Origin of the sequence: Microbacterium sp. KKR3/1 (genome assembly GCF_021272365.1) — a bacterium.
In the GTDB taxonomy this organism is placed as follows: domain Bacteria; phylum Actinomycetota; class Actinomycetes; order Actinomycetales; family Microbacteriaceae; genus Microbacterium; species Microbacterium aurugineum.
The window spans coordinates 40,590-65,240 of the sequence record NZ_JAJSDW010000004.1; the positions used below are offsets into that span (position 1 = coordinate 40,590).

The 24,651-nt window shown below is 68.9% G+C and carries 29 protein-coding genes; 14 read left to right on the forward strand and 15 right to left on the reverse strand.

Annotation, left to right across the window (positions count from 1 at the left end; translation table 11 throughout):
- Position 1 precedes the first annotated feature (1 nt).
- Both LVJ59_RS16755 and LVJ59_RS16760 read right to left on the reverse strand, forming a co-directional pair.
- Positions 2-1,711, reverse strand: a complete 1,710-nt coding sequence (locus LVJ59_RS16755) for an AMP-binding protein (RefSeq protein ID WP_232763870.1) — start codon at positions 1,709-1,711, stop codon at positions 2-4.
- A 178-nt stretch (positions 1,712-1,889) separates the two neighbouring features.
- Entirely contained in the window at positions 1,890-2,357 is a 468-nt protein-coding gene (locus LVJ59_RS16760; protein WP_047524371.1) for an Lrp/AsnC family transcriptional regulator, read from the reverse strand.
- 112 nt (positions 2,358-2,469) lie between these two features.
- Between LVJ59_RS16760 and LVJ59_RS16765 the strand changes: the two genes are divergently transcribed.
- A complete protein-coding gene (locus LVJ59_RS16765) occupies positions 2,470-3,684 on the forward strand; it encodes a PLP-dependent aspartate aminotransferase family protein (RefSeq protein ID WP_232763871.1) in 1,215 nt (404 codons plus the stop codon).
- 17 nt (positions 3,685-3,701) lie between these two features.
- Here the strand turns inward: LVJ59_RS16765 and LVJ59_RS16770 are convergent, their stop codons facing one another.
- Positions 3,702-4,175, reverse strand: coding sequence for an acyl-CoA thioesterase (locus LVJ59_RS16770; protein WP_052193822.1), 474 nt, complete (start codon positions 4,173-4,175; stop codon positions 3,702-3,704).
- Between the two features lie 124 nt (positions 4,176-4,299).
- On the opposite strand from LVJ59_RS16770, the gene LVJ59_RS16775 reads away from it, so the two are divergent.
- Positions 4,300-4,914 (forward strand): ClpP family protease, encoded by a 615-nt coding sequence (locus tag LVJ59_RS16775; RefSeq protein ID WP_232763872.1) that lies wholly within the window; start codon positions 4,300-4,302, stop codon positions 4,912-4,914.
- The gene (locus LVJ59_RS16780) at positions 4,911-5,501 is read left to right on the forward strand and encodes a ClpP family protease (RefSeq protein WP_134352502.1); all 591 of its coding nucleotides are present in this window, start codon (positions 4,911-4,913) and stop codon (positions 5,499-5,501) included. Before LVJ59_RS16775 ends, LVJ59_RS16780 begins: the two co-directional genes overlap by 4 nt.
- A gap of 221 nt (positions 5,502-5,722) precedes the next feature.
- Here LVJ59_RS16780 and LVJ59_RS16785 read toward each other — a convergent pair whose 3' ends face one another.
- The 4 genes from LVJ59_RS16785 to LVJ59_RS16800 all read right to left on the reverse strand — a co-directional run bounded on the left by LVJ59_RS16785 (position 5,723) and on the right by LVJ59_RS16800 (position 8,246).
- On the reverse strand, positions 5,723-6,055 hold the full coding sequence (locus LVJ59_RS16785; RefSeq protein ID WP_232763873.1) for a helix-turn-helix domain-containing protein: 333 nt from the start codon (positions 6,053-6,055) through the stop codon (positions 5,723-5,725).
- 64 nt (positions 6,056-6,119) lie between these two features.
- Entirely contained in the window at positions 6,120-6,593 is a 474-nt protein-coding gene (locus LVJ59_RS16790; protein ID WP_232763874.1) for a MarR family winged helix-turn-helix transcriptional regulator, read from the reverse strand.
- 29 nt (positions 6,594-6,622) lie between these two features.
- Positions 6,623-7,282, reverse strand: a complete 660-nt coding sequence (ribA, locus tag LVJ59_RS16795) for a GTP cyclohydrolase II (protein ID WP_232763875.1) — start codon at positions 7,280-7,282, stop codon at positions 6,623-6,625.
- Between the two features lie 76 nt (positions 7,283-7,358).
- A complete protein-coding gene (locus LVJ59_RS16800) occupies positions 7,359-8,246 on the reverse strand; it encodes a DMT family transporter (protein ID WP_232763876.1) in 888 nt (295 codons plus the stop codon).
- Positions 8,247-8,419: 173 nt separating this feature from the next.
- Here LVJ59_RS16800 and LVJ59_RS16805 point away from each other — a divergent pair, with 173 nt between their 5' ends.
- Complete coding sequence (locus tag LVJ59_RS16805) at positions 8,420-9,259, forward strand: sulfurtransferase (RefSeq protein WP_232763877.1); 840 nt, start codon at positions 8,420-8,422, stop codon at positions 9,257-9,259.
- Here the strand turns inward: LVJ59_RS16805 and LVJ59_RS16810 are convergent.
- Positions 9,247-10,170 carry a hypothetical protein gene (locus LVJ59_RS16810; RefSeq protein WP_232763878.1) on the reverse strand — a complete coding sequence of 308 codons (924 nt, stop codon included), beginning with the start codon at positions 10,168-10,170 and terminating at the stop codon, positions 9,247-9,249. The two genes, LVJ59_RS16805 and LVJ59_RS16810, sit on opposite strands and share 13 nt — an antisense overlap.
- 304 nt (positions 10,171-10,474) lie before the next feature.
- Between LVJ59_RS16810 and LVJ59_RS16815 the strand changes: the two genes are divergently transcribed.
- The 3 genes from LVJ59_RS16815 to LVJ59_RS16825 all read left to right on the forward strand — a co-directional run bounded on the left by LVJ59_RS16815 (position 10,475) and on the right by LVJ59_RS16825 (position 12,991).
- A complete protein-coding gene (locus LVJ59_RS16815; protein ID WP_134352497.1) occupies positions 10,475-11,125 on the forward strand; it encodes an acyl-CoA synthetase in 651 nt (216 codons plus the stop codon).
- The gene (locus LVJ59_RS16820; RefSeq protein ID WP_232763879.1) at positions 11,122-11,484 is read left to right on the forward strand and encodes a hypothetical protein; all 363 of its coding nucleotides are present in this window, start codon (positions 11,122-11,124) and stop codon (positions 11,482-11,484) included. Before LVJ59_RS16815 ends, LVJ59_RS16820 begins: the two co-directional genes overlap by 4 nt.
- Before the next feature lie 76 nt (positions 11,485-11,560).
- The gene (locus LVJ59_RS16825; protein WP_232763880.1) at positions 11,561-12,991 is read left to right on the forward strand and encodes an MFS transporter; all 1,431 of its coding nucleotides are present in this window, start codon (positions 11,561-11,563) and stop codon (positions 12,989-12,991) included.
- 13 nt (positions 12,992-13,004) lie between these two features.
- Here the strand turns inward: LVJ59_RS16825 and purB are convergent, their stop codons facing one another.
- A complete protein-coding gene (gene purB / locus LVJ59_RS16830) occupies positions 13,005-14,387 on the reverse strand; it encodes an adenylosuccinate lyase (RefSeq protein WP_232763959.1) in 1,383 nt (460 codons plus the stop codon).
- A gap of 23 nt (positions 14,388-14,410) precedes the next feature.
- Positions 14,411-14,950 (reverse strand): low molecular weight protein-tyrosine-phosphatase, encoded by a 540-nt coding sequence (locus LVJ59_RS16835; RefSeq protein ID WP_208526489.1) that lies wholly within the window; start codon positions 14,948-14,950, stop codon positions 14,411-14,413.
- An 86-nt stretch (positions 14,951-15,036) separates the two neighbouring features.
- Between LVJ59_RS16835 and LVJ59_RS16840 the strand changes: the two genes are divergently transcribed.
- Both LVJ59_RS16840 and LVJ59_RS16845 read left to right on the forward strand, forming a co-directional pair.
- Entirely contained in the window at positions 15,037-15,294 is a 258-nt protein-coding gene (locus tag LVJ59_RS16840) for a hypothetical protein (protein WP_232763881.1), read from the forward strand.
- Positions 15,291-16,574, forward strand: a complete 1,284-nt coding sequence (locus LVJ59_RS16845; RefSeq protein WP_232763882.1) for a hypothetical protein — start codon at positions 15,291-15,293, stop codon at positions 16,572-16,574. The genes LVJ59_RS16840 and LVJ59_RS16845 overlap by 4 nt, the downstream gene beginning before the upstream one ends.
- Before the next feature lie 32 nt (positions 16,575-16,606).
- Here LVJ59_RS16845 and LVJ59_RS16850 read toward each other — a convergent pair whose 3' ends face one another.
- The 3 genes from LVJ59_RS16850 to LVJ59_RS16860 all read right to left on the reverse strand — a co-directional run bounded on the left by LVJ59_RS16850 (position 16,607) and on the right by LVJ59_RS16860 (position 17,643).
- Positions 16,607-17,011 (reverse strand): phage holin family protein, encoded by a 405-nt coding sequence (locus LVJ59_RS16850; protein WP_047524196.1) that lies wholly within the window; start codon positions 17,009-17,011, stop codon positions 16,607-16,609.
- A 66-nt stretch (positions 17,012-17,077) separates the two neighbouring features.
- Positions 17,078-17,440: a type II toxin-antitoxin system death-on-curing family toxin gene (locus LVJ59_RS16855; protein WP_232763883.1), complete on the reverse strand. Its 363-nt coding sequence runs from the start codon at positions 17,438-17,440 to the stop codon at positions 17,078-17,080.
- A complete protein-coding gene (locus tag LVJ59_RS16860) occupies positions 17,437-17,643 on the reverse strand; it encodes a ribbon-helix-helix protein, CopG family (protein WP_047524198.1) in 207 nt (68 codons plus the stop codon). Before LVJ59_RS16860 ends, LVJ59_RS16855 begins: the two co-directional genes overlap by 4 nt.
- Before the next feature lie 85 nt (positions 17,644-17,728).
- Here LVJ59_RS16860 and LVJ59_RS16865 point away from each other — a divergent pair, with 85 nt between their 5' ends.
- The 4 genes from LVJ59_RS16865 (at position 17,729) to LVJ59_RS16880 (ending at position 22,468) form a co-directional block, all read left to right on the forward strand.
- On the forward strand, positions 17,729-18,796 hold the full coding sequence (locus LVJ59_RS16865) for a histidinol-phosphate transaminase (protein ID WP_232763884.1): 1,068 nt from the start codon (positions 17,729-17,731) through the stop codon (positions 18,794-18,796).
- 106 nt (positions 18,797-18,902) lie between these two features.
- The gene (locus tag LVJ59_RS16870) at positions 18,903-20,030 is read left to right on the forward strand and encodes a thiamine pyrophosphate-dependent dehydrogenase E1 component subunit alpha (RefSeq protein WP_232763885.1); all 1,128 of its coding nucleotides are present in this window, start codon (positions 18,903-18,905) and stop codon (positions 20,028-20,030) included.
- A gap of 11 nt (positions 20,031-20,041) precedes the next feature.
- On the forward strand, positions 20,042-21,007 hold the full coding sequence (locus tag LVJ59_RS16875; RefSeq protein WP_232763961.1) for an alpha-ketoacid dehydrogenase subunit beta: 966 nt from the start codon (positions 20,042-20,044) through the stop codon (positions 21,005-21,007).
- Between the two features lie 120 nt (positions 21,008-21,127).
- Positions 21,128-22,468, forward strand: coding sequence for a dihydrolipoamide acetyltransferase family protein (locus tag LVJ59_RS16880; RefSeq protein ID WP_232763886.1), 1,341 nt, complete (start codon positions 21,128-21,130; stop codon positions 22,466-22,468).
- Positions 22,469-22,613: 145 nt separating this feature from the next.
- On the opposite strand, the gene LVJ59_RS16885 is transcribed toward LVJ59_RS16880, so the two are convergent.
- Positions 22,614-23,225 carry a TetR/AcrR family transcriptional regulator gene (locus LVJ59_RS16885; RefSeq protein WP_232763887.1) on the reverse strand — a complete coding sequence of 204 codons (612 nt, stop codon included), beginning with the start codon at positions 23,223-23,225 and terminating at the stop codon, positions 22,614-22,616.
- A 92-nt stretch (positions 23,226-23,317) separates the two neighbouring features.
- Between LVJ59_RS16885 and LVJ59_RS16890 the strand changes: the two genes are divergently transcribed.
- The gene (locus tag LVJ59_RS16890) at positions 23,318-23,962 is read left to right on the forward strand and encodes a hypothetical protein (RefSeq protein WP_232763888.1); all 645 of its coding nucleotides are present in this window, start codon (positions 23,318-23,320) and stop codon (positions 23,960-23,962) included.
- 22 nt (positions 23,963-23,984) lie between these two features.
- On the opposite strand, the gene LVJ59_RS16895 is transcribed toward LVJ59_RS16890, so the two are convergent.
- Positions 23,985-24,584 (reverse strand): TetR/AcrR family transcriptional regulator, encoded by a 600-nt coding sequence (locus tag LVJ59_RS16895; RefSeq protein WP_232763889.1) that lies wholly within the window; start codon positions 24,582-24,584, stop codon positions 23,985-23,987.
- Positions 24,585-24,651 lie beyond the last annotated feature (67 nt).

Consider the following 24,651-nt stretch of genomic DNA (forward strand, 5'->3'; position numbering starts at 1 on the left):
GTCAGCGATAGTCGCGGTCGCGGTGCTGTCCGGCTTCGTCGCCGGCTTCCACGCGCGCGGCCTCGCGCCCACGCAGCTCGACACGACGGATCTTGCCGGAGATGGTCTTCGGCAGCTCGGGCACGAACTCGATGATCCGCACCCACAAGTGCGACGACAGGCGCTCGTGGGCGTAGGTGAAGATCGCTCGGGCGGCGTCCGTGTCGGCGACTGTGGCTCCGGGGGTAAGGCAGACATACGCTTTCGGCACGGCCAACCGTGTCGGATCCGGGCTCGGGATCACCGCCGCCTCGACCACGAGGTCGTGTTCGAGCAGCACCGACTCGAGCTCGAACGGCGAGATCTTGTAGTCCGAGGCCTTGAACACGTCGTCGGAGCGCCCGACGTAGGTGAGGTATCCGTCGGCATCGCGCACCGCGATGTCACCGGTGTGGTGGTAGCCGCCGGCGCGTGACTGTGCCGTCGTCTCCGGGTCGTCGAAGTAGCCCGCCATCAACCCGAGCGGCGGGTTCGTCAGATCGAGTGCGATCTCCCCTTCGTGCTCGACGACGGCCCCGGTGACCGGGTCGAGCAGGACGACGGGGTAGCCGGGGAGGGGACGCCCCATGGATCCGACCTTCACGGTCTGACCCGGAGAATTCCCGATGCACGCCGTCATCTCGGTCTGCCCGAACCCGTCGCGGATCGTGCCGCCCCACGCATCGCGCACCCGGTCGATGACCTCGGGATTCAACGGTTCGCCCGCACCGACCAGCTCGCGCGGAGGGTGGGTGAGACGCGAGAGATCGGCCTGGATCAGCATCCGCCAGACGGTGGGCGGTGCACAGAACGTCGAGACGTGGTGAGTCTCCATGACCTGCATGAGGGTGTTCGCGTCGAAGCGCGCGTAGTTGTAGACGAACACGGTCGCCTCGGCGAGGAACGGCGCGTAGAAGCTCGACCAGGCGTGCTTCGCCCAACCGGGCGACGAGATGTTGAGGTGCACGTCGTCGGGGCGCACCCCGAGCCACCACATGGTCGACAGGTGTCCGACCGGGTACGAGACATGGGTGTGCTGCACGAGCTTCGGGCGGTTCGTGGTGCCCGAGGTGAAGTAGAGCAGAGCGGTGTCGGACGCGGGGGTGGGTCCGACCGGTTCGAAGGTGGCGGGGGCGTCGGCCGAGTGGTCGAAGCGCTCCCACCCCGCGGGGATGCCGTCGCCCACACCGATGCGCATGATGCCGGGGTCGATGGTCAGGACGCGGTCGCCGAGGGTTCCGAGGGTGATGACGGCGCGGGCGCGGCCGTGGTCGACGCGGTACTCGAGGTCCGATGCCGACAGGAGCGTGGACGTGGGGATCGACACCGCACCGATCTTCGTAATCGCCAGCATCACCTCCCACAGCTCGATCGTGTTGTTCAGCATCACGATCACGTGGTCGCCCCGGCGGAGGCCGAGGCCGGTGAGCCAGGCGGCGACCTGGTCGGATCGCGTCGAGAGCTCGCCGTAGGTCCAGGTGCGCAGGCTCAGGTCGGCCTCGACGATCTGCACCGCGGGACGATCCGGCTTCTCGGCGGCGACCACGTCGAACCACTCGAGGGCGAAGTTGAACTCGTCGACCTCGGGCCAGGCGAACCCTGCTCGCGCGGCCGCGTAGTCCGTCGCATGGGCGAAGAGGAAGTCCCGCATCTCGCGGATGCTCTGCGTGGCGGCGGTCGCGCTGCGGCTCATGGTGCTCCCTTGCTCGCGTGTTCCATCTTGTGGCGCGTTCCATCTTGTCGCGCGTTCCATCTTGTCGCGTGCGAGTGCAGAAACGCGCCTGACAGCCCCGTCTCCGGCGCACTTTTGATCCCGCAACCGGCGGGGGACGGGACGGGGACGGGACGGGGGGGACGGGACGGGAGGGGGGTCAGCGGGGGAGGGGGCCGGGGCCGTCGCGCAGTTCGAACACGAGCTGGGTCTCGGTGCCGCGCACGACGGGATGGACGGTGATGTGCTCGAGGACGATGTCGCGGAGCGCCGTCGCGTCCTCCACAGCCACATGCACGAGGAAGTCGTCGACGCCGGCGACGTGGAACACCTGCAGCACACGCGGGACGCCGGCGAGCGCATCGAACAGCGCCGTCACCTTGTCGCCCGTGTGATTCGCGAGCCGCACCTTGATGATCGCCTGCAGCGGGAAGCCCAGGGCCGCGCCATCCACACGGATGCGGGTGTCGCGGATCACCCCGCGCTCGCGCAGGGACCGCACGCGATGCGCGCACGTCGACTCGGCGAGACGCAGGCGGTGCGCCAAGGCTTTGTTCGTGATCTCGGCGTCGCGGGTGAGGACCGCGAGCAGTTCGAGGTCGGTCTCATCGAGTTGTGCTTTCGCCAACCTTCGGCTCCTTCGTCGGACGGATCCTGCACAGAATAGCGAAACGGCCTCGATTCATGGTGGATCCTGTCGACTTCCTGCAAAAGTGCCGCGATTCCGGCAACGTGGAGGGATGACTGCACCGTTGCATCCCGACACCGTCGCCGTCCACAGCGGCCGTTCCGACCTCGAGGGTCTCGGGGTGCACGCGTTGCCGATCGACCTGTCGACGACCAATCCGCTCCCCGACATCGAGCGCGGGGGCGACTCGTACGAGGCCATGGCCACAGGTGGCCGCCCGCCGGCGGACGGCAGCATGGTCTACGCCCGGCTCTGGAACCCCACGGTCGCCCGGTTCGAAGACGCTCTGGCCGAACTCGAGCATGCAGAGGCCTCGGTCGCGTTCGCCTCGGGGATGGCGGCGATGACAGCGGTGATCCTCGCGCACACCGGCGCGACGGGCGCACGCCACGTGGTCGCGGTGCGTCCGCTCTACGGCGGCACCGATCACCTGCTCGGCTCCGGACTGCTCGGCGTCGAGACCACGTACTGCCATCCCGACGAGGTCGCCGCCGCCGTGCGTCCGGACACCGGCCTCGTCGTCGTCGAGACCCCGGCGAACCCGACCCTCGACATCGCCGACATCGCCGATGTGGTGCGCCAGGCCGGGTCGGTGCCGGTCGTGGTCGACAACACGTTCGCGACCCCGGTGCTGCAGAACCCGATCGATCTGGGCGCCGCGATGTCGCTGCACAGCGCCACCAAATACCTCGGCGGCCACGGCGATGTCATCGCCGGTGTCGTCGCCTGCAGCGAAGAGACCGCGGAGGCGCTGCGCCGCGTGCGGGCGGTGACCGGGGGGCTCCTGCATCCGCTCGGGGCGTACCTGCTGCACCGCGGCCTCACGACCCTGCCGGTGCGGGTGCGGCACCAGCAGGGGAGTGCGCAGCGGGTCGTGCAGTGGCTGATCGACCGGCCGGAGGTCGCCGAGGTCTTCTATCCCGGGCTCGACGGCGATCCGCGCGGCATCCTGGAACGGCAGATGCGCGGCACGGGGGCGATGATCGCGATCCGGATGCGCGGCGGATTCGCTGCCGCCTCCGCCGTGACGACGGCGACGAGGTTGTTCACCCATGCCGTCTCGCTCGGCGGCGTGGACTCGCTGATCCAGCACCCGGCGGCGCTCACCCACCGGCCCGTGCCGCCCGAGGCCCGCCCGGCCGCCGATGTGCTGCGGCTGTCGATCGGGTTGGAGGACGTCGATGACCTGATCGCGGATCTCGCGCAGGCCTTCACGGTCGCCGATTCCTCCCGCAACGGCGCGCCGGCAGAGGCCGTTCCCGCGTAGCCGCAGGGGGATCCGCGTCAGAGCGAGGGCAGTCGGATCGTCCCGGTCGCGATGCGCTCGGTCGGCATCCGATCGCGATCGTAGGTGATCTCGTGGTAGCCGTGCGGGGTGGGCACCCCGTCGTCGTCCAGGCTCACGAACACGATCTTCTCGATCGTCAGGATGCGCTTGCGGGTGATCATGTTGCGGGCCACCGCGCGCATCGTCAATGAGGTCGTGCCGAAGTGTGTGGCCTGCAGGCCGATCTCGATCAGATCCCCCTGCACCGCGGAGGCTTCGAAGTTGATCTCCGAGATGTGCTTGGTGACGGCGCGGTAGTTGCCGAGCTGGACGATCGCGTAGATCGCCGCCTCCTCATCGATCCACTTCAGCAGGCTCCCGCCGAACAGGGAGCCGTTCGCATTGAGGTCTTCCGGGCGCACCCACTTGCGGGTGCGGAAGTTGAGTCCGTCTTCCGACCACTGCCAGGCCGGTGCCTTCTGCTTCGCCATGAGCTCGAGGGTAGGGGTGCCGTGAGTCGGCGATGTTACGGCGCGTTTTCGACATCTGCTCAGGGCAGAGCCACCCACGGCAGAATCCCGCCGGACGCGGCACGCGAGAGCGGAAGCTGGGGGCATGAGCGAAGACAACCCCATCCCGCACTTCGGCCCCGAGGCCCGGCGTGCGCTGTTCCACGAGCGGGTGCTCGTGCTCGACGGCGCGCTCGACGACGACAACGGCACCCTGCTGATGACGCAGCTGCTCGCACTGTCGTCCGAGGACCCCGTCGCCGACATCGCCCTCTGGATCCACTCGCCCGGCGGCTCCGTGCCGTCCATGCTCGCGATCCGCGACCTCATGCAACTCGTCCCGAACGACGTCGCGACCCTGGCCCTGGGCCTTGCCTGCAGTGCGGGGCAGTTCCTGCTCTCCGCGGGCACGCCGGGCAAGCGACGCGCCCTCCCGCACGCGCGCATCCTGATGCATCAGGGTTCCGCGGGGATCGGCGGGTCCGCCGGCGAGCTCGAGACGCAGGCCGACGATCTGCGCCACATGCGTGACACCGTGCTCGGACTCATCTCCGCCGACACGGGGCAACCCCTCGAGCGCATCTTCGAGGATTCGCTCCACGACCGCTGGTACACCGCGACCCAGGCGCAGGAGTACGGGTTCATCGACGGGATCGTGGCTTCGATCGCCGAGGTGATGCCGCGACGACGCCCGCGGGTCGGATTGGGGGCGGACGCATGAGCAGCTACACGATCCCGAACGTGATCGCGCAGCATCCCCGGGGGGAGCGGGTCATGGACGTGTACTCGCACCTCCTCGCCGAGCGCGTCATCTATCTCGGCACCGGCATCGATGCGGGCGTCGCCAACGCGCTGATCGCCCAACTGCTGCACCTCGACGCCGACAGCCCGGAGTCCGGCATCCAGTTCTACATCAACAGCGAGGGCGGCGACCCCGGAGCGGCGCTGGCGATCTACGACACCATGCGGCACATCCGCCCGCGCATCGCCACGACGTGTGTCGGACAGGCGATCGGACCCGCAGCGCTGCTCGTCGCCGCGGGTGAATCTGGGGAGCGAGCCGCCCTCGCGCACGCGCGCATCGTGCTGCATCAGCCCGCGGGACAGTCCCGAGGTGCGATCCCCGACCTGATCCTCGCGGCGGACGAGGTGGTGCGGGTGCGCTCCGACATGGAAGAGATCCTCGCCGAGCACACGGGTCGCACGGTTCCGGAGCTGCGCGCCGACACCGACCGAGACCGGGTCTTCACCGCCTCCGCCGCCCGGGACTACGGCCTGATCGACACCGTGCTGGGCGCGCGCACCTGACGGTCCCCCCGGACGGATGCATGACTCGCGGACGGATGATGACAGACGGATGCATGACTCACGGACGGATGCATGAGTGGCGCGGTGCCCGTGGTCATGCATCCGTCCGCGGCTCATGCAGGTGAAGCACGCTGCCGGGCAGGTGAAGCACGCTGCCGGGCAGGTGAGCACGCCGCAGGGCAGGTGAGCACGCTGCCGGACGGATGGCTGACGCGCGCGGCTCAGGCGGCGAGAGCGAAGGCGCCGCGCGGGACCGTGGTGGTCGCGCGGAGTTCCTCGGCGACGGCGCTCGTGAGCTCGATCAGGCTCGTGTCCAGAGCCCCCGCGATGGCGGCGATCATCTCGCTCGACGGCTCCTTCAACCCGCGCTCGACCTCGGAGAGGTATTGCGGCGAGAGGCCGGCCTTCTCCGCGGTGGCGGTGAGTGTCTCGTCGCGGTCGTGTCGACGTCGGCGCAGCTGGTCGCCCAGGAGGTGTCGCCACAGGGGCTCGGGTCCGTGGGGCTGTGGACGGTCGGAACGAGGAGTGCTCGGGAACGGGACGATGTCGGCCATGCCTCACGATAAACCGGGGTCTCCGGAGGCTTCGAGCGGTTCTGCTCAGAGCAGAACCGGACCTTTACAGGGCTGCGGTGACTCCCGGCAGCAACTTGCCGAGGATCGACCCGAGTTGGTCGCGCTCCTCGGGGGTGAGCGGATCCAGCACCAGTTCGCGCACCTGCTCGACGTGCACCGGAGCCGCCGTGCGCAGCATCTCCCGACCCGCAGGGGTGAGAGCGGCCGAGAGGGTTCGCTTGTCGGTGCTGCAGGACGTGCGCTCGACCCAGCCGCGCTCCTCGAGCGAGTCAAGGGCATGGCTCAGGCGTGAGCGGCTGAGCCCCGCGATGCGTGCCAGTTCGGTCATCGTGACGATGCCGTCCCCCTGCCCGGCGAGTGTGACGAGGATGGCGTAGCGGGCGTGGTTGAGGCCGACCTCCTCCTTGAGGGTGCGGTCGAGCACCTGCGGGAGGAGCTGGACGAACCGGATGACGGGGAGCCAGGTGTCCATCTCGGTGTCGTCGAGTCGCCGCGGATGCTGCTGCTCCGCCGTCATGGTGTCCTCCTCGGGTGTCACGCCGGGCGTCACGCCGCCGACAGGTCGAGCGTGTGCGCCGTGTGGTCCCTCTTGGCCTGCAGGTAGCGCGAGTTGGACTCCGACAGGTGCACCTCGGTGCGCAACCGCTCGGTCACGCGGATGCCGAGCGCTTCAAGCTGCACGGCCTTGTCGGGGTTGTTGCTGAGCAGGCGGATGCCGTCGACGCCGATCGCGTTCAGCATCTGGGCGGCCACGGTGTAGTCGCGCTCGTCCTCGCCGTGTCCCAGGGCGACGTTCGCCTCGTAGGTGTCCAGCCCCGCGTCCTGCAGGGCGTAGGCGTCGAGCTTGGCGTAGAGACCGATGCCCCGACCTTCCTGTCGCAGGTAGAGCAGGAAGCCGCCGTCCTCCGCGATCCGCTCCACGGCTTCGCGCAGCTGCGGGCCGCAGTCGCAGCGCTCCGAGCCGAAGACGTCGCCGGTCAGGCACTCGCTGTGCGGGCGCACGAGCGGGGCCTCCCCGCCTTCGGTCGCGCGTTCGAGCGCTGCACGCCAATCGCCGAGTCCGAGCAGCAGGTGCTCGCGGCCGTCGACGAGCCCGTCGAAGGTGACGACGTCGGCGGTCGTGGAGAAGCCGTCGCCGAAGCGCAGCGGCACCCGGACGCGCGTGCGCTCCGTGGCGACCGGAGCGACGGTTGAAGTTTCAATCATGCCCGGTGCAACGCGCGCTCCGGCGGAGTATTCCCGGATCTGTGAACTTCGGAGGTGTTCCGTCAGGAGAGGAGAGCTACGCAATGGGCGGAGCGTCCACAGGCGAACGCATGCGCCGCACGAGCTTCAGCTCGCTCGCGAGGATCCCGAGCACAACGAGTGCCCCGCCGATGAGGGCGGTCACGGGCAGACGCTCCCCGGCGATGCGTCCGATGACGCCGGCCCACACCGGCTCACCCGCGTAGATGATGGTCGCGCGCGTGGGGGAGACCGACTTCTGCGCCCAGTTCATCGTCAGCTGGATGAGACAGCTCGCCGCTCCGAGGCCGACCGCACAGCCGACCCAGATCCACGAGAACTCCGGCACGCTCTCACCCACCACGGGCATCGTGAGCAGCCCCAGGACGCCGGCCGTCAGCAGCTGGATCACCGTGATGCGGCCGAGATCGACCTTTCCCGCGAAGAGGCTGATCAGGATGATCTCGGCGGCGATCGGCAGCGTGCTGATCATGGTCACGATCTCACCGGTGCCGAGGGTGAGCGCGAAGGCGTCGGGCCCGGCGATGAACAGCAGTCCCACGAACGCCAGCCCCGCGCCGACGAAGGCCATGACCGGAGGACGCGTGCGGAACACGGCCCACTGCGCGAGCGGGACCAGGGGCACGTACATGGCGGTGATGAAGGCGGAGGTGCTGCTGTCGATCGTCTGCAGCCCTTGCGTCTGCAAGCCGTAGCCGAGGTAGATCATCACCCCGATCGCCACGCCCGCGCCGACGTCGCGCCACCGGATCCCGCGCAGCACTCGACGGAAGATCACGACGCTGATCAGCCCCGCGATCAGGAAGCGGATGCCCACGAAGAACCAGGGTCCGGAATGGTCCATCGCCCAGTGCACGAGCAGGAAGGTGCCACCCCAGACCGCGGTGATCGCGAGGAGCGCGGCCTCCTCCGGGCGGAACCGCATCCAGCGAAGTCGAGAGGGCATCGTGGGCCTTTCTCGACGTTGCCGGATCGAGCCTAGTGGCGGGAATCCTCTTTCGAATCGCGCAAATGGTCCGATTCCGGCGCCGGATGCGGCCATTCACGCGATTCGAAGGCGAGGACGGGGCTGACCCGGGGATTCGGTAGCCTCGCAGCATGAGCGACTTCGTGAGTGCCGTCGAGCTGAACGACCTGTTGACCCGGGGCGCACCGGTGCGCGTGATCGATGTGCGGTGGCGGCTGGATCGCCCGGAGGCGGGGCACGACGACTACCTCACGGGACACATCCCCGGCGCCGTGTTCGCCGCGCTCGACACGGAGCTCTCCACGCACGGAGAGCCCTCGGACGGACGGCACCCGCTGCCGTCGACGGCCACGCTCCAGGCCGCGGCCCGGCGCTGGGGCGTCCGCGCGGGCGACACGGTGGTCGCCTACGACGATGCCAAGGGCACGGCGGCGGCGCGCGCGTGGTGGCTGCTGCGGCAGGCAGGGGTCGACGTGCGCGTGCTCGCCGGCGGCCTCCGCGGGTGGCAGGCCGAGGGATTCGAGGTCGCGACCGATGACGTGAGCCCGGAGCCCGGCGACGTGGTGCTCGAGGAGATCGGGCGCGATGCCCTCACGATCGACGAGGCGGCGGCGTTCCCGGAAACCGGAGTCCTGCTCGACGTGCGCGCCCCCGAGCGGTACCGCGGCGAGACCGAGCCGCTCGACCCGGTGGCCGGTCACATCCCGGGCGCGCGCAACCTGCCGACCACGCTCCACCTCGACGACCAGGGGAGACTCCTCGACACCGATACCGTGCTCGCCACCCTCGCGGCGGTCGGGGTGACCCCGGGCACACCGGTGGCTGCGTACTGCGGTTCGGGCGTGACCGCCGCGCACACCGCGCTGGTCCTGCACGAGGTGGGCATCGAGGCGAAGGTGTTCCCCGGATCCTGGAGCCAGTGGTCGAACACCCCTGGCCGCCCGGTGGCGACCGGTGATCAGCCGGGCTGATCCTCGCGGGGTCCGTATCCCCAGCGCAGGCCGAGCGCACCGGGGCCGAACGCCCGGCGCACCAGGTGCACCGAGGTGCCTCGGGGTGGCGGCAGCGGTGTCAGGGTCACGCCTTCAGGGGTCTCGAGGTGCTCCTCGCACCAGTCCGGGATCGCGTCCGGATGGAAACGGGTCCACACCAGCAGTTCCCGGGCCTTCTGGGCCAGCGCGTGCCCGGTGTCGCGCGTCTCCGGGTAGTCGGGCGGATACTCCGCCGACCACTCGACCATCGCGGTGTCCGGGGCCGTCAGCGGGATGTCAAGCTCGAACAGCACCCCGTGGACCTCGCCATCGGGGTGGGAGTACCGTGCGGCGATCCTGCCTCCGGAGACGGCTTCGATCACGGGTGCGGGCGTGCGAACCCCGGGAGTGATCTCCAGGAACGGGATCGCCGTGATGGTGCCGACCGTGGACTGCACGATGCTGCGGGTGACGCTGTAGGCGATGTTGCCGTCGGCCCCGACATCCGTCACCGAGTGCGTCGTGAGCTCTCGGGAGGTGTCGGGATACGACGCACCGAGCGCCTGGAACGCGTCCATGACCGCGCGCTCGAGCTCTTCCTCATCGATCGGGAACTGATTGGGCCCGAGCGGTCCCGTGCGGTTCGTCGACCGGAGAAGCCTGCTCAGGGCCCCGGCCTCGAGTCGGAGGAGGTCCTCGATGTCGGCGAGTGCGGCGAGCGACTGCACGCCCTCGGGGTGCCGGGCGCCGGAGCGCCAGTAGCTCAGGGTGGCCATCGAGACGCGGTTCCCGCGCGCATTGAGCTGTTGCTGCAACCAGGAGAGTGTCACGTCCCTGGCGTTGATCGCGTCGCGCAGCGCGCCCGCGAATGCGCCGGATCCGGGTCTGCGCGCGTCATATTCGTAACTCATCACAGCCCCCATCCGGTATGTGAAGCCCACCGCCCTAGAGTGAGCATACGACCGCACGCGCATACCTCAGGGGACCGGGTGGGCATGTGGGGTCACTTGGCCGTCGTCGCAGGTAGGGTGCCCGACCGTGCGAGGACCGGCCTGACGCAGTGATGCCCCCCCTTGCTGCGTACGTCGTGAAGCCCGGCAATCGATCTGGGGAGATCCGCCGGGCTTCACGAAACCTCCTCCGCACGCCGCGGGCGTTGCGGCTCTGCGCCCCCGCGTAGACTGGGAGGAACACCCCGGAGGACTCTGGATCGTCATGTCTGCCCCTGCTCGCGCATTCACCATGCGCCACGTGCAATTGCTGCGCGCACTGTTCGCCGCCGTCGCCGCCCTGATGATCACCTTCTCGTCGGACCACTCCGCTCCCGTCGGCCTCTCGGTGTTCAGCGGCTTCGTCTTCGTCACCGCGCTCATCCAGCTGCTGGCCGCGTGGCTGGTGCTCCCCGCGGGGTCCCGCTGGCCGTACATCCTGCTCGGCGTCCTCGGCACCCTCGCTGGCGCCGTGAGCGGCATCCCGGCCTGGCGCTCCGATGACCTGTTCTTCATCGTCGTCTCGACCTGGGCGATCCTGAGCGGCGGCATCGAGCTCCTCGCCGGCATCCGCTCTCGTCGAAACGCCGATCCGCTGTCCCGTGATGCGATCACCGTCGGCGCGCTGGGGGTGCTGCTCGGGATCGTGCTGCTGCTGATCCCGGCCGGCTTCGTCCAGGAGTACACGATCGAGAAGGCCGGCACGTTCGTGTTGTCCGGCATCATCCTCGGCGTCGGGATGTTCGGTGGGTACGCGGCGATCCTCGCCGTCTTCCTCGGCATCGCCGGCCTCACCCCGAAGCGAGTGGACACCGTCACCGCGGTCTCCGAATCGAACGACGACACCGCCGCTGCGGAGCACGGAGGAACGCGATGAGCGACGAGAAGCCCACCCGTCGGGACATCCTGCGCCCGCTGCACCTGCTGCTGATCGCGCTGGGTTGCGGCGTCTTCGCCATGGTCGTGACCCTGGTCTCGACCGGAGCCTTCACCGCCAGGGTGAACACGGCGATCGCGAACGGCAGCTATGACGGGCTGACCCCGGTGGCGCTCGGCCTCGTGGTCGGCGGTGGCGCGTTCATCGTCACGCTCCTGATCCTCGCGATGCTGATTCTGGCGGTCGACCCCGCCGATGTCACCAAGACCATCGACCGTCCGGTGCTCTACGACGACCCCGACCCCGAGCCCGAGGGCGAGGCGGACGGCGAGCAGCCCGGACGCGCGGCTTCGTCGTGACCGTCGGGCGTGCGGCATCCCCTGCTATTCCGCCCTCGTCCGGAATAGTCGGTCCGTCCGACCGCTTGTTCCTGAAGTGACCGCCCCCGTCGACCGCGCCTCCATCGGACTCCGCTCGGCGCGAGGCCCCATCCTCGGCGCGCTGATGCTCGCCACCGGCCTCATCGCGATCGACGCCACGATCCTCGCGACCGCGGTCCCGAGCATCGTCCGCGATCTCGGCAGCTACCAGCAGTTCCCCTGGCTGTTCTCGGTGTATCTGCTGGCGCAGGCGGTGAGCGTCCCCATCTACTCCCGGTTCGCCGACACGGTGGGCCGCAAGCCGATCATCCTCCTCGGGATCGCCCTGTTCCTGCTCGGCTCCGTGCTCTGCGGGTTCGCGTGGAGCATGCCCGCGCTCATCCTGTTCCGCCTCATCCAGGGCTTGGGCGCGGGCGCGGTCGCGCCGATGGCGATGACGATCGTGGGCGACATCTACACGGTCGCCGAGCGCGCGAAGGTGCAGGGGTACATCGCGAGCGTGTGGGCGGTCTCTTCCGTGGTCGGACCCGCGCTCGGCGGCATCTTCGCGCAGCTCGACGCGTGGCGATGGATCTTCTGGGTGAACATCCCCCTGTGTCTGATCGCCGCGTGGATGCTGCAGCTCAAGTACAAGGAGGAGAAGCAGACCCGTCGGCACCGGATCGACTACGCCGGGGCCGTCCTGCTCACGATCGGGCTCACCGGCCTCATCCTCGGGATGCTCGAGGGTGGGAACGCCTGGGACTGGATCTCCGTGCCGAGTGCGCTCTGCTTCGGGGTGGGCGTCGTGGCCCTCGCGTTCTTCGCGATGGTCGAGCGGCGGGCGGCGGAGCCGATCGTCGACCTCCGGCTCGCGGCGCGGCCGTTGATCCTGACGACCACGCTCGTGTCACTCGGGGTGGGGGCGCTCATGATCGGTGTGACCAGCTTCGCCCCCGCGTACCTGGAAGGGTCACTGGGCATCGCGCCCCTCCTGTCCGGTCTGGCGGTCGCCGCCTTGACGCTCGGCTGGCCCATCGCCGCGGCGAACGTCGGACGACTGTACCTGCGCATCGGCTTCCGCCGCACCACCCTGATCGGCATGAGCATCGCCACGTTCGCGGCGACCGTGCTCGCCGCGGTCTCCTCGTGGCCGAACCCGTTCGTGATGTCGGCGATCGCGTTCGTGCTCGGCTTCGGCCTCGGCTGGTCGGCCGCCCCGACCCTGATCGCCGCACAGTCCTCGGTGGGCTGGGGGGAACGCGGTGCCGTGACGGGCATGAACGCCTTCGCTCGTTCCGCCGGGAGTGCGGTGGGCGTGGCGGTGTTCGGCGCGATCTCCAACGCGGTCATCGCGCAGGGTGCGGGCGCCGACGACCCGGAGACGATCATCCACGCCTCGGTGTGGGTATTCGTCGCCGTCGCCGCGACGGCCATGCTCACGCTGCTCGCTGCCGCGTTCATGCCGCGCGATCACGTCGAGCGCCACTCCGGCGAACCGGCCTAGCGGCGAGAGCGGGTCAGCGGGCCAGGCGCTCCGCGATGCCGGTGTAGGTCGCGGGGGTCAGCGCGAGGAGTCGCTGCTTGGCGGCATCCCCGATCTCGAGGCCCTCGACGAACGTCGCGAGCTCGGCCGCGCCCACCCGGTGACCGCGCGTGAGCTCCTTGAGGAGCGCGTACGGATCCGTGATCGTGGACCGACCGGCCACCACCTCGGCGCGGATGACGGTCTGGATGGCTTCGGCGAGCACCTCCCAGTTCACGTCGAGGTCGGCGAGCAGCACGTCGCGCGAGAGCGAGATCGCGTTGAGGCCGCGACGCAGGTTGTCGAGCGCGAGGAGCGAGTGTCCGAAGGCCACACCGATGTTGCGCTGCGTGGTCGAGTCGGTCAGGTCGCGCTGCAGGCGGCTGGTGACGAGCGTCTGGCCGAGCGAGGCGAGCAGAGCGCCCGAGATCTCGAGGTTCGCCTCGGCGTTCTCGAAGCGGATCGGGTTGATCTTGTGCGGCATCGTCGACGAGCCGGTGGCCCCGGCGACCGGGATCTGCGCGAAGTACCCGAGCGAGATGTAAGTCCAGATGTCGGTGGCGAGGTTGTGCAGGATGCCGCCGGCGTGACGCACACGGTCGTAGAGCTCGACCTGCCAGTCGTGCGACTCGATCTGGGTCGTCAGGAGGTTGAAGCCCAGCCCCATGCCCTCGATGTACTCACGGGCGATGGTGGGCCAGTCGGCGTCGGGGTCGGCCGCGAGATGCGCCGACCAGGTCCCGGTCGCACCCGAGAACTTGGCGAGGTAGTCGGATGCCGCGATCTGACCGCGCACGCGCTCCAGACGCCACGCGAACACCGCGAGCTCCTTGCCCATGGTCGACGGGGTCGCGGGCTGGCCGTGCGTGCGGGAGAGCATGGCCGCATCGGCGTGCTCGACGGCGAGTTCGCGGAGCTTCGCGATGACGGTGTCGAGAGCGGGGAGCCAGACCTGCTCGACCGCCCGCTTCACGGTGAGTGCGTACGAGGCGGAGTTGATGTCCTCGCTCGTGGCGGCGAAGTGCGTGAGTTCGGCGATGGCGTCGAGGCCGAGCGTCGAGAGACGGTCGCGCACGAGGTACTCGATCGCCTTCACGTCGTGCTGCGTGACGGCTTCCTTCTCGGCGAGCCAGTCGATCTCGGCCTGGCCGAAGTCGCGATACAGCGCGCGCAGGCGATCCTTGTCCGCGTCCGAGAGCGGCGACGTCTCGAACAGCGAGCGGTCGGTCAGGGCGATCAGCCACTCGACCTCGACCTCGACCCGCGCGCGGTTGAGTCCGGCTTCGGAGAGGAAGTCGGCGAGACCGGTGACGGCGCCGCGGTAGCGACCGTCGAGCGGGCTCAGGGGCTGCGGCGGGAGCGAAGGCTGGAAAGTCAGGGGAGTCCTCCTGATCGGGCCCCTCAGATGCGGGGCGTGCGGGGCTGGCGCAGGGCGGGCTCGAGTTGGCGGAACAGACCCCGGGTCGCCGTCTCAATCATACCGAGCACCGAATCGAACATCTCCGCCCCGGCGTAGTAGGGATCGGGGACATCGTGGGTCGAGGCGTTCGGGTCGAAGGCCATCAGCAGGGTGACCTTGCCCTCCTCATCTTCGTCGCGCGCCCACTCCCGCAGGATGCGCTCGTGCGTGCGGTCGAGTGCGACGACGAGGTCGTTCTCGGCGAACGAGGCGAACGTGAACTGCCGTGCGCGGTGGAGCGAGCCGTCGTACCCGCGGCGGGAGAGCGACTCGATCGTGCGTTCGTCGGCGCGCTCGCCGAGGTGCCAGTCTCCGGTTCCGGCGCTGCGAGAGACGATGCGCGACCCGAGTCCCTGCTTCTCGGCGAGGTCGCGGAACACGACTTCGGCCATGGGGGAGCGGCAGATGTTCCCTGTGCACACGAAGATCACGCGGAAGGGAACGGGGGACGTCACAGGTACATTCTGCCCGCCTCGGGCCATCCTGCACAGCGTGGAGGATGGCCCACCTCTCCACCGGCCGTGGGTATGGCGCTCAGAGACGTCGGCCGATCCCGCAGGCTGAAGCCATGTACTCGCTCTCCCCTGGACGTGTGTTCACCTCCGCCGAGGTCTGGGCTCGGCTCGTCGCCCACCGAGAGATCGGGGCGGCCGTGTCGATGCTGGAGGATGCGGGTGCGGCGCTGGTGGGACTCGTCGACGACGCGGGCTGGCAGTCCGAAGGATTCCGTGCGCTGCACGACCTGCTGGGACGGCTCCGAGAGGAGACGGGCGTCGAACTCGGACACCTGACGGTGCGCGAATGGGAGCTCGGAGCGCAGGGGTGAGCGGGCTCGAGATCGGGCACGGCGGGGCGATCGCCGTCGACACCGGACAGCTGCGCGACGTCGGATCCCGGATGCGTGGCGTGGCCGAGCGCTACGAAGACGCCCGTTCCGCGGTCGTGCGAGCGCAGGAGGTGATCCTCTCGGCACCGGCCGCCTGTCCGCAGGTCGATGTGCACGCCTTGGCGGCGAGTGCGGAGCGACTCGGCGCCGTGGCGGCCGAACTCCTCGACGCGTGCGTAGGCACGGAGCTGATGGCCGATGCTTTCGAGGTCGTCGAGCTGCGGGCCGAGGTCGAGGCGCTGGCCCTCACCGATGCGGCGGCAGCGGCAGCGGCCGAGGCGCGTCTGGAGCAGTTGGTGAGCGGCGACGAGCGGGTCGGGGCGATGGCCGAGTGGCTGGTGGCGGGCTGGGAGGATCGGCGGTTCCAGGGGGCGGGACGCCAGTTCGACGCGGGCGGCCTGCTCTCTCCTCTGTTCCTGGCCGGGGCGTTCATCGGCGTCGCCACGGGGCTCGGCGCGGTGGTCGCAGGGGCGCCGCTGAAGGGGCGGCCGGATCCGATCCGGGTGACTCCGGTCAAGGCCTCGACCCCTGCCGCGCCGCAGAACCTCGCCGGCGCGCTCCGGCGGATGCCGTCCTCGACCGCACAGGTCGCGGTGGAGAAGTACACGATGGCCGACGGGGGGACCCGCTTCGTGACGTACATCGCGGGAACGAGGAACGGTGCGCCGTGGGAGGGCGGGAAGGAGGAGCCGTGGGACATGAAGTCGAACGTCGAGCTGTATCAGGGACACACATCGGCGTCGTACCAGGCGACCCTCGATGCGCTGACCGAGGCGGGGGCGGAGCCCGGCGACCGGGTCGACGTGGTCGCCTACTCGCAAGGGGGCATGATCGCGGCGCACCTGGCGACGGAGAGCCCCTACGACGTCGGCATGCAGGTGACTGCGGGGAGTCCGCAGCAGCCTTCGCTGGGTCACGATCAGACGCTCATCCAGCTTCGTCACTCCGATGACCTGGTCTCGAACCTCGCCGCGGGTGGGTCGGCGGCGGGCACCGGGTCGGCGGACAGCTTCACGGCCACGCGTGTCGGTGATCCTCGGGCCGGGCTCCAGGATGTCGCGCTGCGGGCGCACGCGCTCGAGACGTACATCGAGACGGCCGAGATGGTCGATGTGTCGGATGATCCGCGAGCCGAGTCCCTCGACGCCTACTGGGCCGAGCTCGCCACCGCGGTGGAGATCGAACGCACCGAGTACCGCGCCGAGAGGACACCCCGCTGAGCGGGACGACGCTCCGGCTCGAGGCCCGGGCCTCAGTCGCGGCGGGAGTTCTTGTTCTGCGGGCGCAGGATGAAGCCGAAGATGCCGTTGATCACCGAGATGATGAGCGCGGCGAGCACGCCCCACCAGAAGTCGCCGACCGCGAGGCCCCAACCGAAGCCGCTCGTGATCCATGCCGTCAGCCACAGCAGGAAGCCGTTGATGACGAAGCCGATCAGGCCGAGCGTGAGGATGTAGAGGGGGAACGCGACGATCTTCACGACGGTGCCGATGATCGTGTTCACGAGCGCGAAGATCGCGGCGACCGCGAGCAGGGTGAGTACCAGCTGCAGGGTCTCGCCGGGCGGGAAGGGCGTGATCACGACCTGCAGAGCCGGGATCAGGGTGACGACCCAGATGGCGAAGGCGTTGACGACGACGCGGATGAGGAAGCGCATAGTCCGACCAGTGTCCCACGGACGTCCGCGGCTGTCAGCCTGCGGCGGCGCTGATCGCGCGGACGCTCAGCGTCGGTTCGAGCGGAGCAGTGCGGCGATCTCGTCGAGATCGGCCAGGCTCTGGGCTGCACGGAGGATGAGGTCGAAGGCTACGTCCGTGTTCATGTCGATGACGATGCTGTTCATTTCGAGGAACGTGAGAGTGATGATCCAGGAGTAGCGCTTGTTCCCATCGAACAGAGGGTGGTTCTGGCTCAACGAGGACAGGAGGGCGGCAGCCTTGACTTCGAGGTCCGGGTACGCCTCGACACCGAACATCGAACTGGAGGGACGGGCCAGGGCAGAGGAGAGGAGCCCGATGTCTCGGATGTGGAGGCCCAGTTCCTCGGCGACCGCGACGGCGTGTGGAAGCTCGAGGTACCGGGTCATGCGTCTTCGAGCTTCTTGAGAAGGTCCGCGTACCGGTCGGAGATGCCGCGGGCGATGCCCACCGCTTGCTCGGTGGTCACCTCCTCGCGGAGGAAGCGATCCGCCGCCTCGATCAGGAGGGCGTGCTTCGACGTGTGTCGTCGTGATGCCAGCTCGCCGAGCTGCGCATCGAGTTCTTCCGGAAGTCGCACCGTCATCGCCATACCAAAATGGTACCACCGTGCATCGCGCGGGAACAGAGCGTATCGACACTGCTGCCACGGCCGCGGTCCTCGTAGACTCGACCTCGTGACCGAGCCGATCCTGCCCCGCATCCGTCCTGCCATCGCCGCACTCGCGCCGTACCGCCAGGGCAAGCAAGCGGGGCCAGACGCGTTCAAGCTGTCCAGCAACGAGAACCCCTTCGATCCGCTGCCCTCCGTGCTCGAGGCACTGGAGCGGACGACGCCCGTCAACCGCTACCCGGATGCCACCGCGACTCGTCTGCGCGAACGACTCGGTGCGCGCTACGGGGTCGAGCCCGACCAGGTGCACGTCGCGTCCGGCAGCGTGTCGATCCTGCATCAGCTGATCCTCGCGACCGCGTCGGAGGGCGACGAGGTCATCTACGCCTGGCGATCCTTCGAGGCGTACCCGAGCCTGCCGCTCGTGGCCGGCGCGACCGGGGTGCAGGTGCCGCTCACCGCGGATTCCCGCCACGACCTCGGCGCCATGGCGGATGCGGTGACCGAACGCACCCGCGCGATCATCGTGTGCACGCCCAACAATCCGACCGGGCCCATTGTCACCTCGGCCGAGTTCGCCGCCTTCGTCGAGCGCGTCCCGAACGACGTCCTGATCATCCTCGACGAGGCGTACGCCGAATTCGTCACGGCCCCGGATGCGGTCGACGGTCTCGCCGAGCGCGTGTTCGACGCGCACCCGAACGTCGTGGTGCTGCGGACCTTCTCGAAGGCGTACGGCCTCGCCGGTCTCCGCGTCGGCTACGCGATCGGGCACGAGAAGGTGCTCGACGCCGCACGCACCACGGGCATCCCGCTCTCGGTCACCTCCGCCGCGGAGAACGCCGCGATCGCGAGCCTCGACGCCGAGGCGGAGCTCCTCGAGCGCGTCGCCGTGATCGTCGAGCGCCGTGACCGCCTGGCCGAGGGGCTCCGCGCGCAGGGCTGGGACGTCCCCGACTCGCAGTCGAACTTCGTGTGGCTGCCCACGCGAGAGCGCACCGACGACGTGGCCGCGGCGTTCGTCGCCAACGACCTCATCGTCCGTCCGTTCTCCGGAGACGGCATTCGCATCTCCGTCGGCGAGGAAGCCTCCATCGCCCGCGTGCTCGAGGTCGCGTCTTCGGTCCGCTGAACGTGTCGCCCGGGCGTCTTCGCCCGTGTTTCTCCGGTTTCCGGGCAGTTGCAAGGGCGTCCTAGGTATGCGTGACCGGGCATGCGGGCGCGGGTAGCGTGAGAGCGTGACCACCTCCGAGACACCCCTTGTGAGCGTTCTGGACGAGACCGGACGGTTCGCTCCGTCCGCCGCCGCTGAGCGATACCTTCCCCTGATCGAGGCGATCAGCGATGCCGAGCTCGAGCAGTTCTACCGGGACATGGTCGTCATCCGTGCGATCGACACCCAGGCGACGAACCTGCAGCGACAGGGGCAGCTGGCGCTCTGGCCGCCGAGCCGGGGACAGGAGGCGGCGCAGGTCGGCTCCGGTCGTGCCGCCCGAGCGCAGGACACGATCTTCCCCTCCTACCGGGAGCACGCGGTCACCCGCATCCGCGGCGTCGATCCGGTCGACATCATCAAACTGATGCGCGGCGTCTCGCATGGCGGGTGGGATCCGACCGACCCGAAGAACGGCAACACCCGGCTGTACACCCTGGTGCTCGGTTCGCAGGCGCTGCATGCGGCCGGCTACGGGATGGGACTCGTGTTCGACGGCCGCACCGGAACCGGTGAGGCCGACCGTGACGAAGCGGTCATCGTCTACTACGGCGACGGCGCTTCCAGTCAGGGCGACGTGCACGAGGCGATGGTCTTCGCCGCGAGCTATCAGGCGCCGACCGTGTTCTTCCTGCAGAACAATCACTGGGCGATCTCGGTGCCGGTCTCGACGCAGTCGCGGGTTCCGCTCGTGCAGCGCAGCGCGGGCTACGGCATCCCGAGCGTCCGCGTGGACGGCAACGACGTGCTCGCCAGTTATGCGGTCTCCCGCACAGCTCTCGACGAGGCCCGCAGCGGCAAGGGTCCGCAGGCGATCGAAGCGGTCACCTACCGGCTCGGCGCACACACCACCAGCGATGACCCGACGAAGTATCGCGGCAGCGACGAGGAGCGGTACTGGGCCGGGCGCGACCCGATCGTCCGGATGCGCGCGTTCCTCGAAGGCCGCGGAGCATCGGCGCAGCTGTTCTCCGACGTGGAGGCCGAGGCGGCGGACGCCGCGGAGGATCTGCGCGCCCGCACGGTCGAGCTGGGGCCGCCCAGCCCGGACAAGATGTTCGACCACGTGTACAGCGAGCCGCATCCGCTGATCGACCAGCAGAAGGCCTGGCGCGCGCAGTATGAGGCGTCGTTCGAAGGAGGAGCCCAGTGACCCTCGAGACGATGCCGCTCAGCAAGGCGCTGAACGCGGGGATGCGCAAGGCCATGGAGGAAGACCCGAAGGTCGTGCTGATGGGCGAGGACATCGGCAAGCTCGGCGGCGTCTTCCGTGTGACGGAGCACCTGCAGCGCGACTTCGGCGACCGCCGGGTGCTCGACACCCCGCTGGCCGAGTCGGGGATCGTCGGGACCGCGATCGGCATGGCGATGGTCGGGTACCGCCCCGTCATCGAGATCCAGTTCGACGGATTCGTGTTCCCCGCGTTCGACCAGATCACGACACAGCTCGCCAAGCTCACGAACCGGCACGAGGGTGCGATCAGCATGCCGATCGTGATCCGCATCCCCTACGGCGGGCACATCGGCGCGGTCGAGCACCACCAGGAGAGCCCGGAGGCGTACTTCGCGCACACTCCCGGCCTGCGCGTGGTCTCGCCGTCGACGCCCAACGATGCGTACTGGATGATCCAGGAGGCGATCGCGTCGAACGACCCGGTGATCTTCATGGAGCCGAAGAGCCGGTACTGGCAGAAGGGCGAGGTCGAGCTCGATGCCTCCGCTGTGCCGCTACACTCCTCACGCGTCGTCCGCACCGGCAGCGATGTGACGCTCGTCGGACACGGCGCGATGGTCACGACGTTGCTGCAGGCCGCCGCGCTCGCCGAGGCCGAGGGGACGAGCTGCGAGGTCGTCGACGTGCGTTCACTGTCGCCGGTCGACTACGAGCCCATCCTCGACTCGGTGCGCAAGACCGGACGCATGGTCTACGCCCAGGAGGCGCAGGGCTTCGGCAGCATCGGCGGCGAGATCGCGGCGACCGTGATGGAGCGGGCGTTCTATGCGCTCGAGGCCCCGGTGCTGCGCGTCTCCGGCTACGACACCCCGTTCCCGCCCGCGAAGCTCGAAGGCACCTACCTCCCGGATGCGGACCGCATCCTCGAGGCCGTCGATCGCTCCCTGGCCTACTGACCGTCCGTCCATGTGCACAACTCCTCAAGAAAAGCTCGGGTGGGGCTCAAGCCCTGTTCGGATGACGCGCTCCGTGTCGGAATTGCGGAGTTATGCACGCGGTCCACGAGAGGATCAATCATGAGCACGCAGAACTTCAACCTCCCGGACGTCGGGGAAGGGCTGACCGAAGCCGAGGTCGTGGCCTGGAAGGTCGCCCCCGGCGACACGGTCGCGATCAACGACGTGATCTGCGAGATCGAGACGGCGAAGTCCCTCGTCGAGCTGCCGTCTCCGCACGCGGGTGTGGTCGGCGAGCTCCTCGTCGAGGAGGGCACGACGGTCGAGGTCGGCACGCCCATCATCACCTTCGTGACCGACGCCCCGGCCGCGGCTCCGGCTGCACCCGCTGCTCCGGCCGCGGAAGAGGGCGGCGGCTCGGTGCTGGTCGGATACGGCACGGGAGGTGGGGCCACCTCCCGTCGTAAGCGCCCGGCCGAGCGTCCGGTGCGTTCCTCGGTCGGTGTCATCGCGAAGCCGCCGATCCGCAAGCTCGCCCGCGACCTCGGCGTCGACCTCACCACGGTCGCCGCGACCGGCTCCGACGGCGAGGTCACCCGGGATGACGTGATGAAGCACGCTTCGCAGGCGAGTGTCTTCCGCAACATCGAGACCCCGGAGTGGGGGACCGTGCGCGAGGAGACCGTGCCCGCTCCGCAGGCCGCACCGGCAGGTCTCGCGCGTGGTCTGGCTCCGACCCAGCCGTCGGCCGCGGGAGACGACCGCACCGAGTCGATCCCGGTCAAGGGTGTGCGCAAGGCCACCTCCTCGGCGATGGTGCAGAGTGCGTACTCGGCCCCGCACGTGACGGTGTGGAAGGAGATCGACGCCAGCCGCACGATGGAACTCGTCAAGCGCCTCAAGGCTTCGCCCGACTACGCCGACATCCGGGTCTCGCCGCTGCTGATCATGGCCCGCGCCGTGATCTGGGCGGCCCGCCGCACGCCCATGGTCAACGCGGCGTGGATCGAGACGGAGGCCGGCGCGGAGATCGCCGTGCGCCACTACGTGAACCTCGGGATCGCCGCCGCCACCCCGCGCGGCCTGCTGGTGCCGAACATCAAGGACGCGCAGGACCTCGGGATGAAGGACCTGGCTCGAGCGCTGAACCGTCTGACGCTGACCGCGCGCGAGGGCAAGACCCCGCCGGCCGATCAGCAGGGCGGCACCATCACCATCACGAACATCGGTGTGTTCGGGATGGATGCCGGCACCCCGATCATCAACCCCGGCGAGGCCGGCATCGTGGCGATGGGCACCATCAGTCAGAAGCCGTGGGTCGTCGACGGCGAGGTGCGTCCTCGATGGGTGACGACGGTCGCCGGATCGTTCGACCACCGCGTGATCGACGGCGACGGCATGAGCCGCTTCATCGCCGACGTCGCCTCCGTGCTCGAGGAGCCCGCGCTGCTGGTCGACTGATGTGTCAGACAGCGCTGAAGCCGGGGTGCGTGCTCCGTGGCGCGCTCTGAATGCAATCCCACCAGGTCGACTCGACTGTTTCGTTGTGTGGGAGTCGGAACTGATGATCATGGTGCGGCGCCTTGCCCACTCGTGAGCAGCGCGCTCATACTGCGGCCCGCTCGCTCATGACCGCGTGGACTGCGAGCCGCAGACTCGTCGTCTCAGCGTCGACGGCCACTGCGTCGGAGGGCAGCGCACGCTCGGTCATGAGCCCCGCAAGCACCGTCGAGAGGAATCGCGCTCGCTCCTCGACCCGACCGGGAGGGATCACGCCTTCGTCGATCAAGGCGGTCAGCCATTGCGCGATGCGATGTCGCCCCATGCGGTCCAGGGCGAGGTAGGTGGCTGCCTCGTCCTCGGAGGGGGCGGTGGCCACATACGCCTCGTACAGCGCCCCCCACTGCTTCCGGACGCTCTCGCCCACCCCGACCTGACGGAGGACGAGCTGCAAGCACGCGATGAGTCGTTCCTCCGCCGTCAAAGAACGATCATTGATCGGATCATCGGGAATCTCCAGGTCGTACATCGCGGCCACCACCGTCTCGATGAGTTCTCGCTGTGTCGGGAAGAAGTGGCGCAGCGATCCCGTACTCACCTGAGCTCGCGCGGCGACTGCTCTCACACTCAGACGTGCGGTGGGGTTCTCGCCCAGCATGGTTGCCGCGGCGATGAGGATCTTCGCTCGTGTTCCCGGTTCCTTCGATGCTTCGGCCATTTTCCGTCTCCCGAGCCATCTGACTATAACAGTGTGCTAGTTTAGCCCGTCGGTGTCTATCACGCTGTACTAGGATCGAGAGTGAGGTCGAGATGAAGGCGGGAAAGAACTGGCGCAACCGTCGAGTCCGTGCCGGCTCCGGTGAACCGCTGCGCCGCTATCGCTGGTGGCAGATGTTCGGCCGATCTCTCCGATCGATCACGCTGCGCTCAGCCGCTGGCACGACGTCGACATACACGGTTGACGTCCGTCACGCCGGGGACATGACCGACGGCGAGATCCGCGCCCGTCTCTACGTCGACGGCGCCCTTCAGTCCTACGCGAAGATGCCCACACGCTTCGCGGTGCCAGGCGGCCACATCGAGGTGGCGATCACCGGGTTCGGCCTCAAACGCTGTCACTATGTGCGGGCAGACGGTGTCGAACAGCAGCTGTCACCCGATCCTCGGTCCGCCGAAGGGCGTCGCGCTCGCTTGCACCGACGTCATCCGGGAGTGAGTCGCATCATCGGCTTCGTCTCCATCGCATTCGTCGTTGTCGGCCTCAGTGTCGAGGTCCCTCAGATCATCGAAGCGCTCTCGCAGATCCCACTGATCGCCGACTCGATCGGCACCTTCACGTCGCCCGTCCGACTTCCCCTCCAGGTCAATCTGCTCATCGGGCTCGCCGCTGCTCTCGGCAGCACGGAGCGAGCCCTGCGGATGCGTTCGAGCTGGATCGACGACCTTGCCGGCTGAGCCCTGCGTCGTCTCGCCTGTATCAGCCGTCTCGGGTGAGCAGGCCGGAGAGGAGCAGTCGTACCGGCGTGGCCGCGTCGTAGTCGGTGTCGCTCGCGGCGCCGATGCAGAGGTTCCCGATCCCTTTGAGCACGCTGTAGGCGTCGATCGGCGGGTACGCGTCGGCAGGCTGTCGTGCTGCATCGAGGAGTGATGCGCACACGGGGACGAGGCGGCCGACGAAGTAGGTGTGCAGAGCGTCGCCGGACCGGGTGGTGTCCCCTTGCAGCGCGTCGGCGAGTCCGTGCTTGGTGGTGAGGAAGTCGACGAACATGGCCACCCAGGCCTGAAGGGCTGCCTCCGGCGTCTCGCTCTCGGCGAGGAGCCGGGGGCCGGCGTCGGCGCAGGCCTCGACTTGGTGTCGGTAGACCGCGACCACGAGGTCGGCGCGGGACGGGAAATGGCGGTAGATCGTTCCGACGCCAACGCCTGCGTTCGCGGCGATCTCCCGCACCGGGGCGTCGACCCCGGACGCGACGAACACCGCTGCCGCCGCGTCGAGGAGCGCCTGCTGATCTCGGCGCGGGCGACCCACTGGCGAGGAGTGCGCATCGCGGGATCGGTTGCTCGGTCTGTCGGACACGTCTCTCCCCACGGGCGTGATCTGCAGAAATTTGTATTTCGGATCATCGTTCCGTATCGTTGCGGAA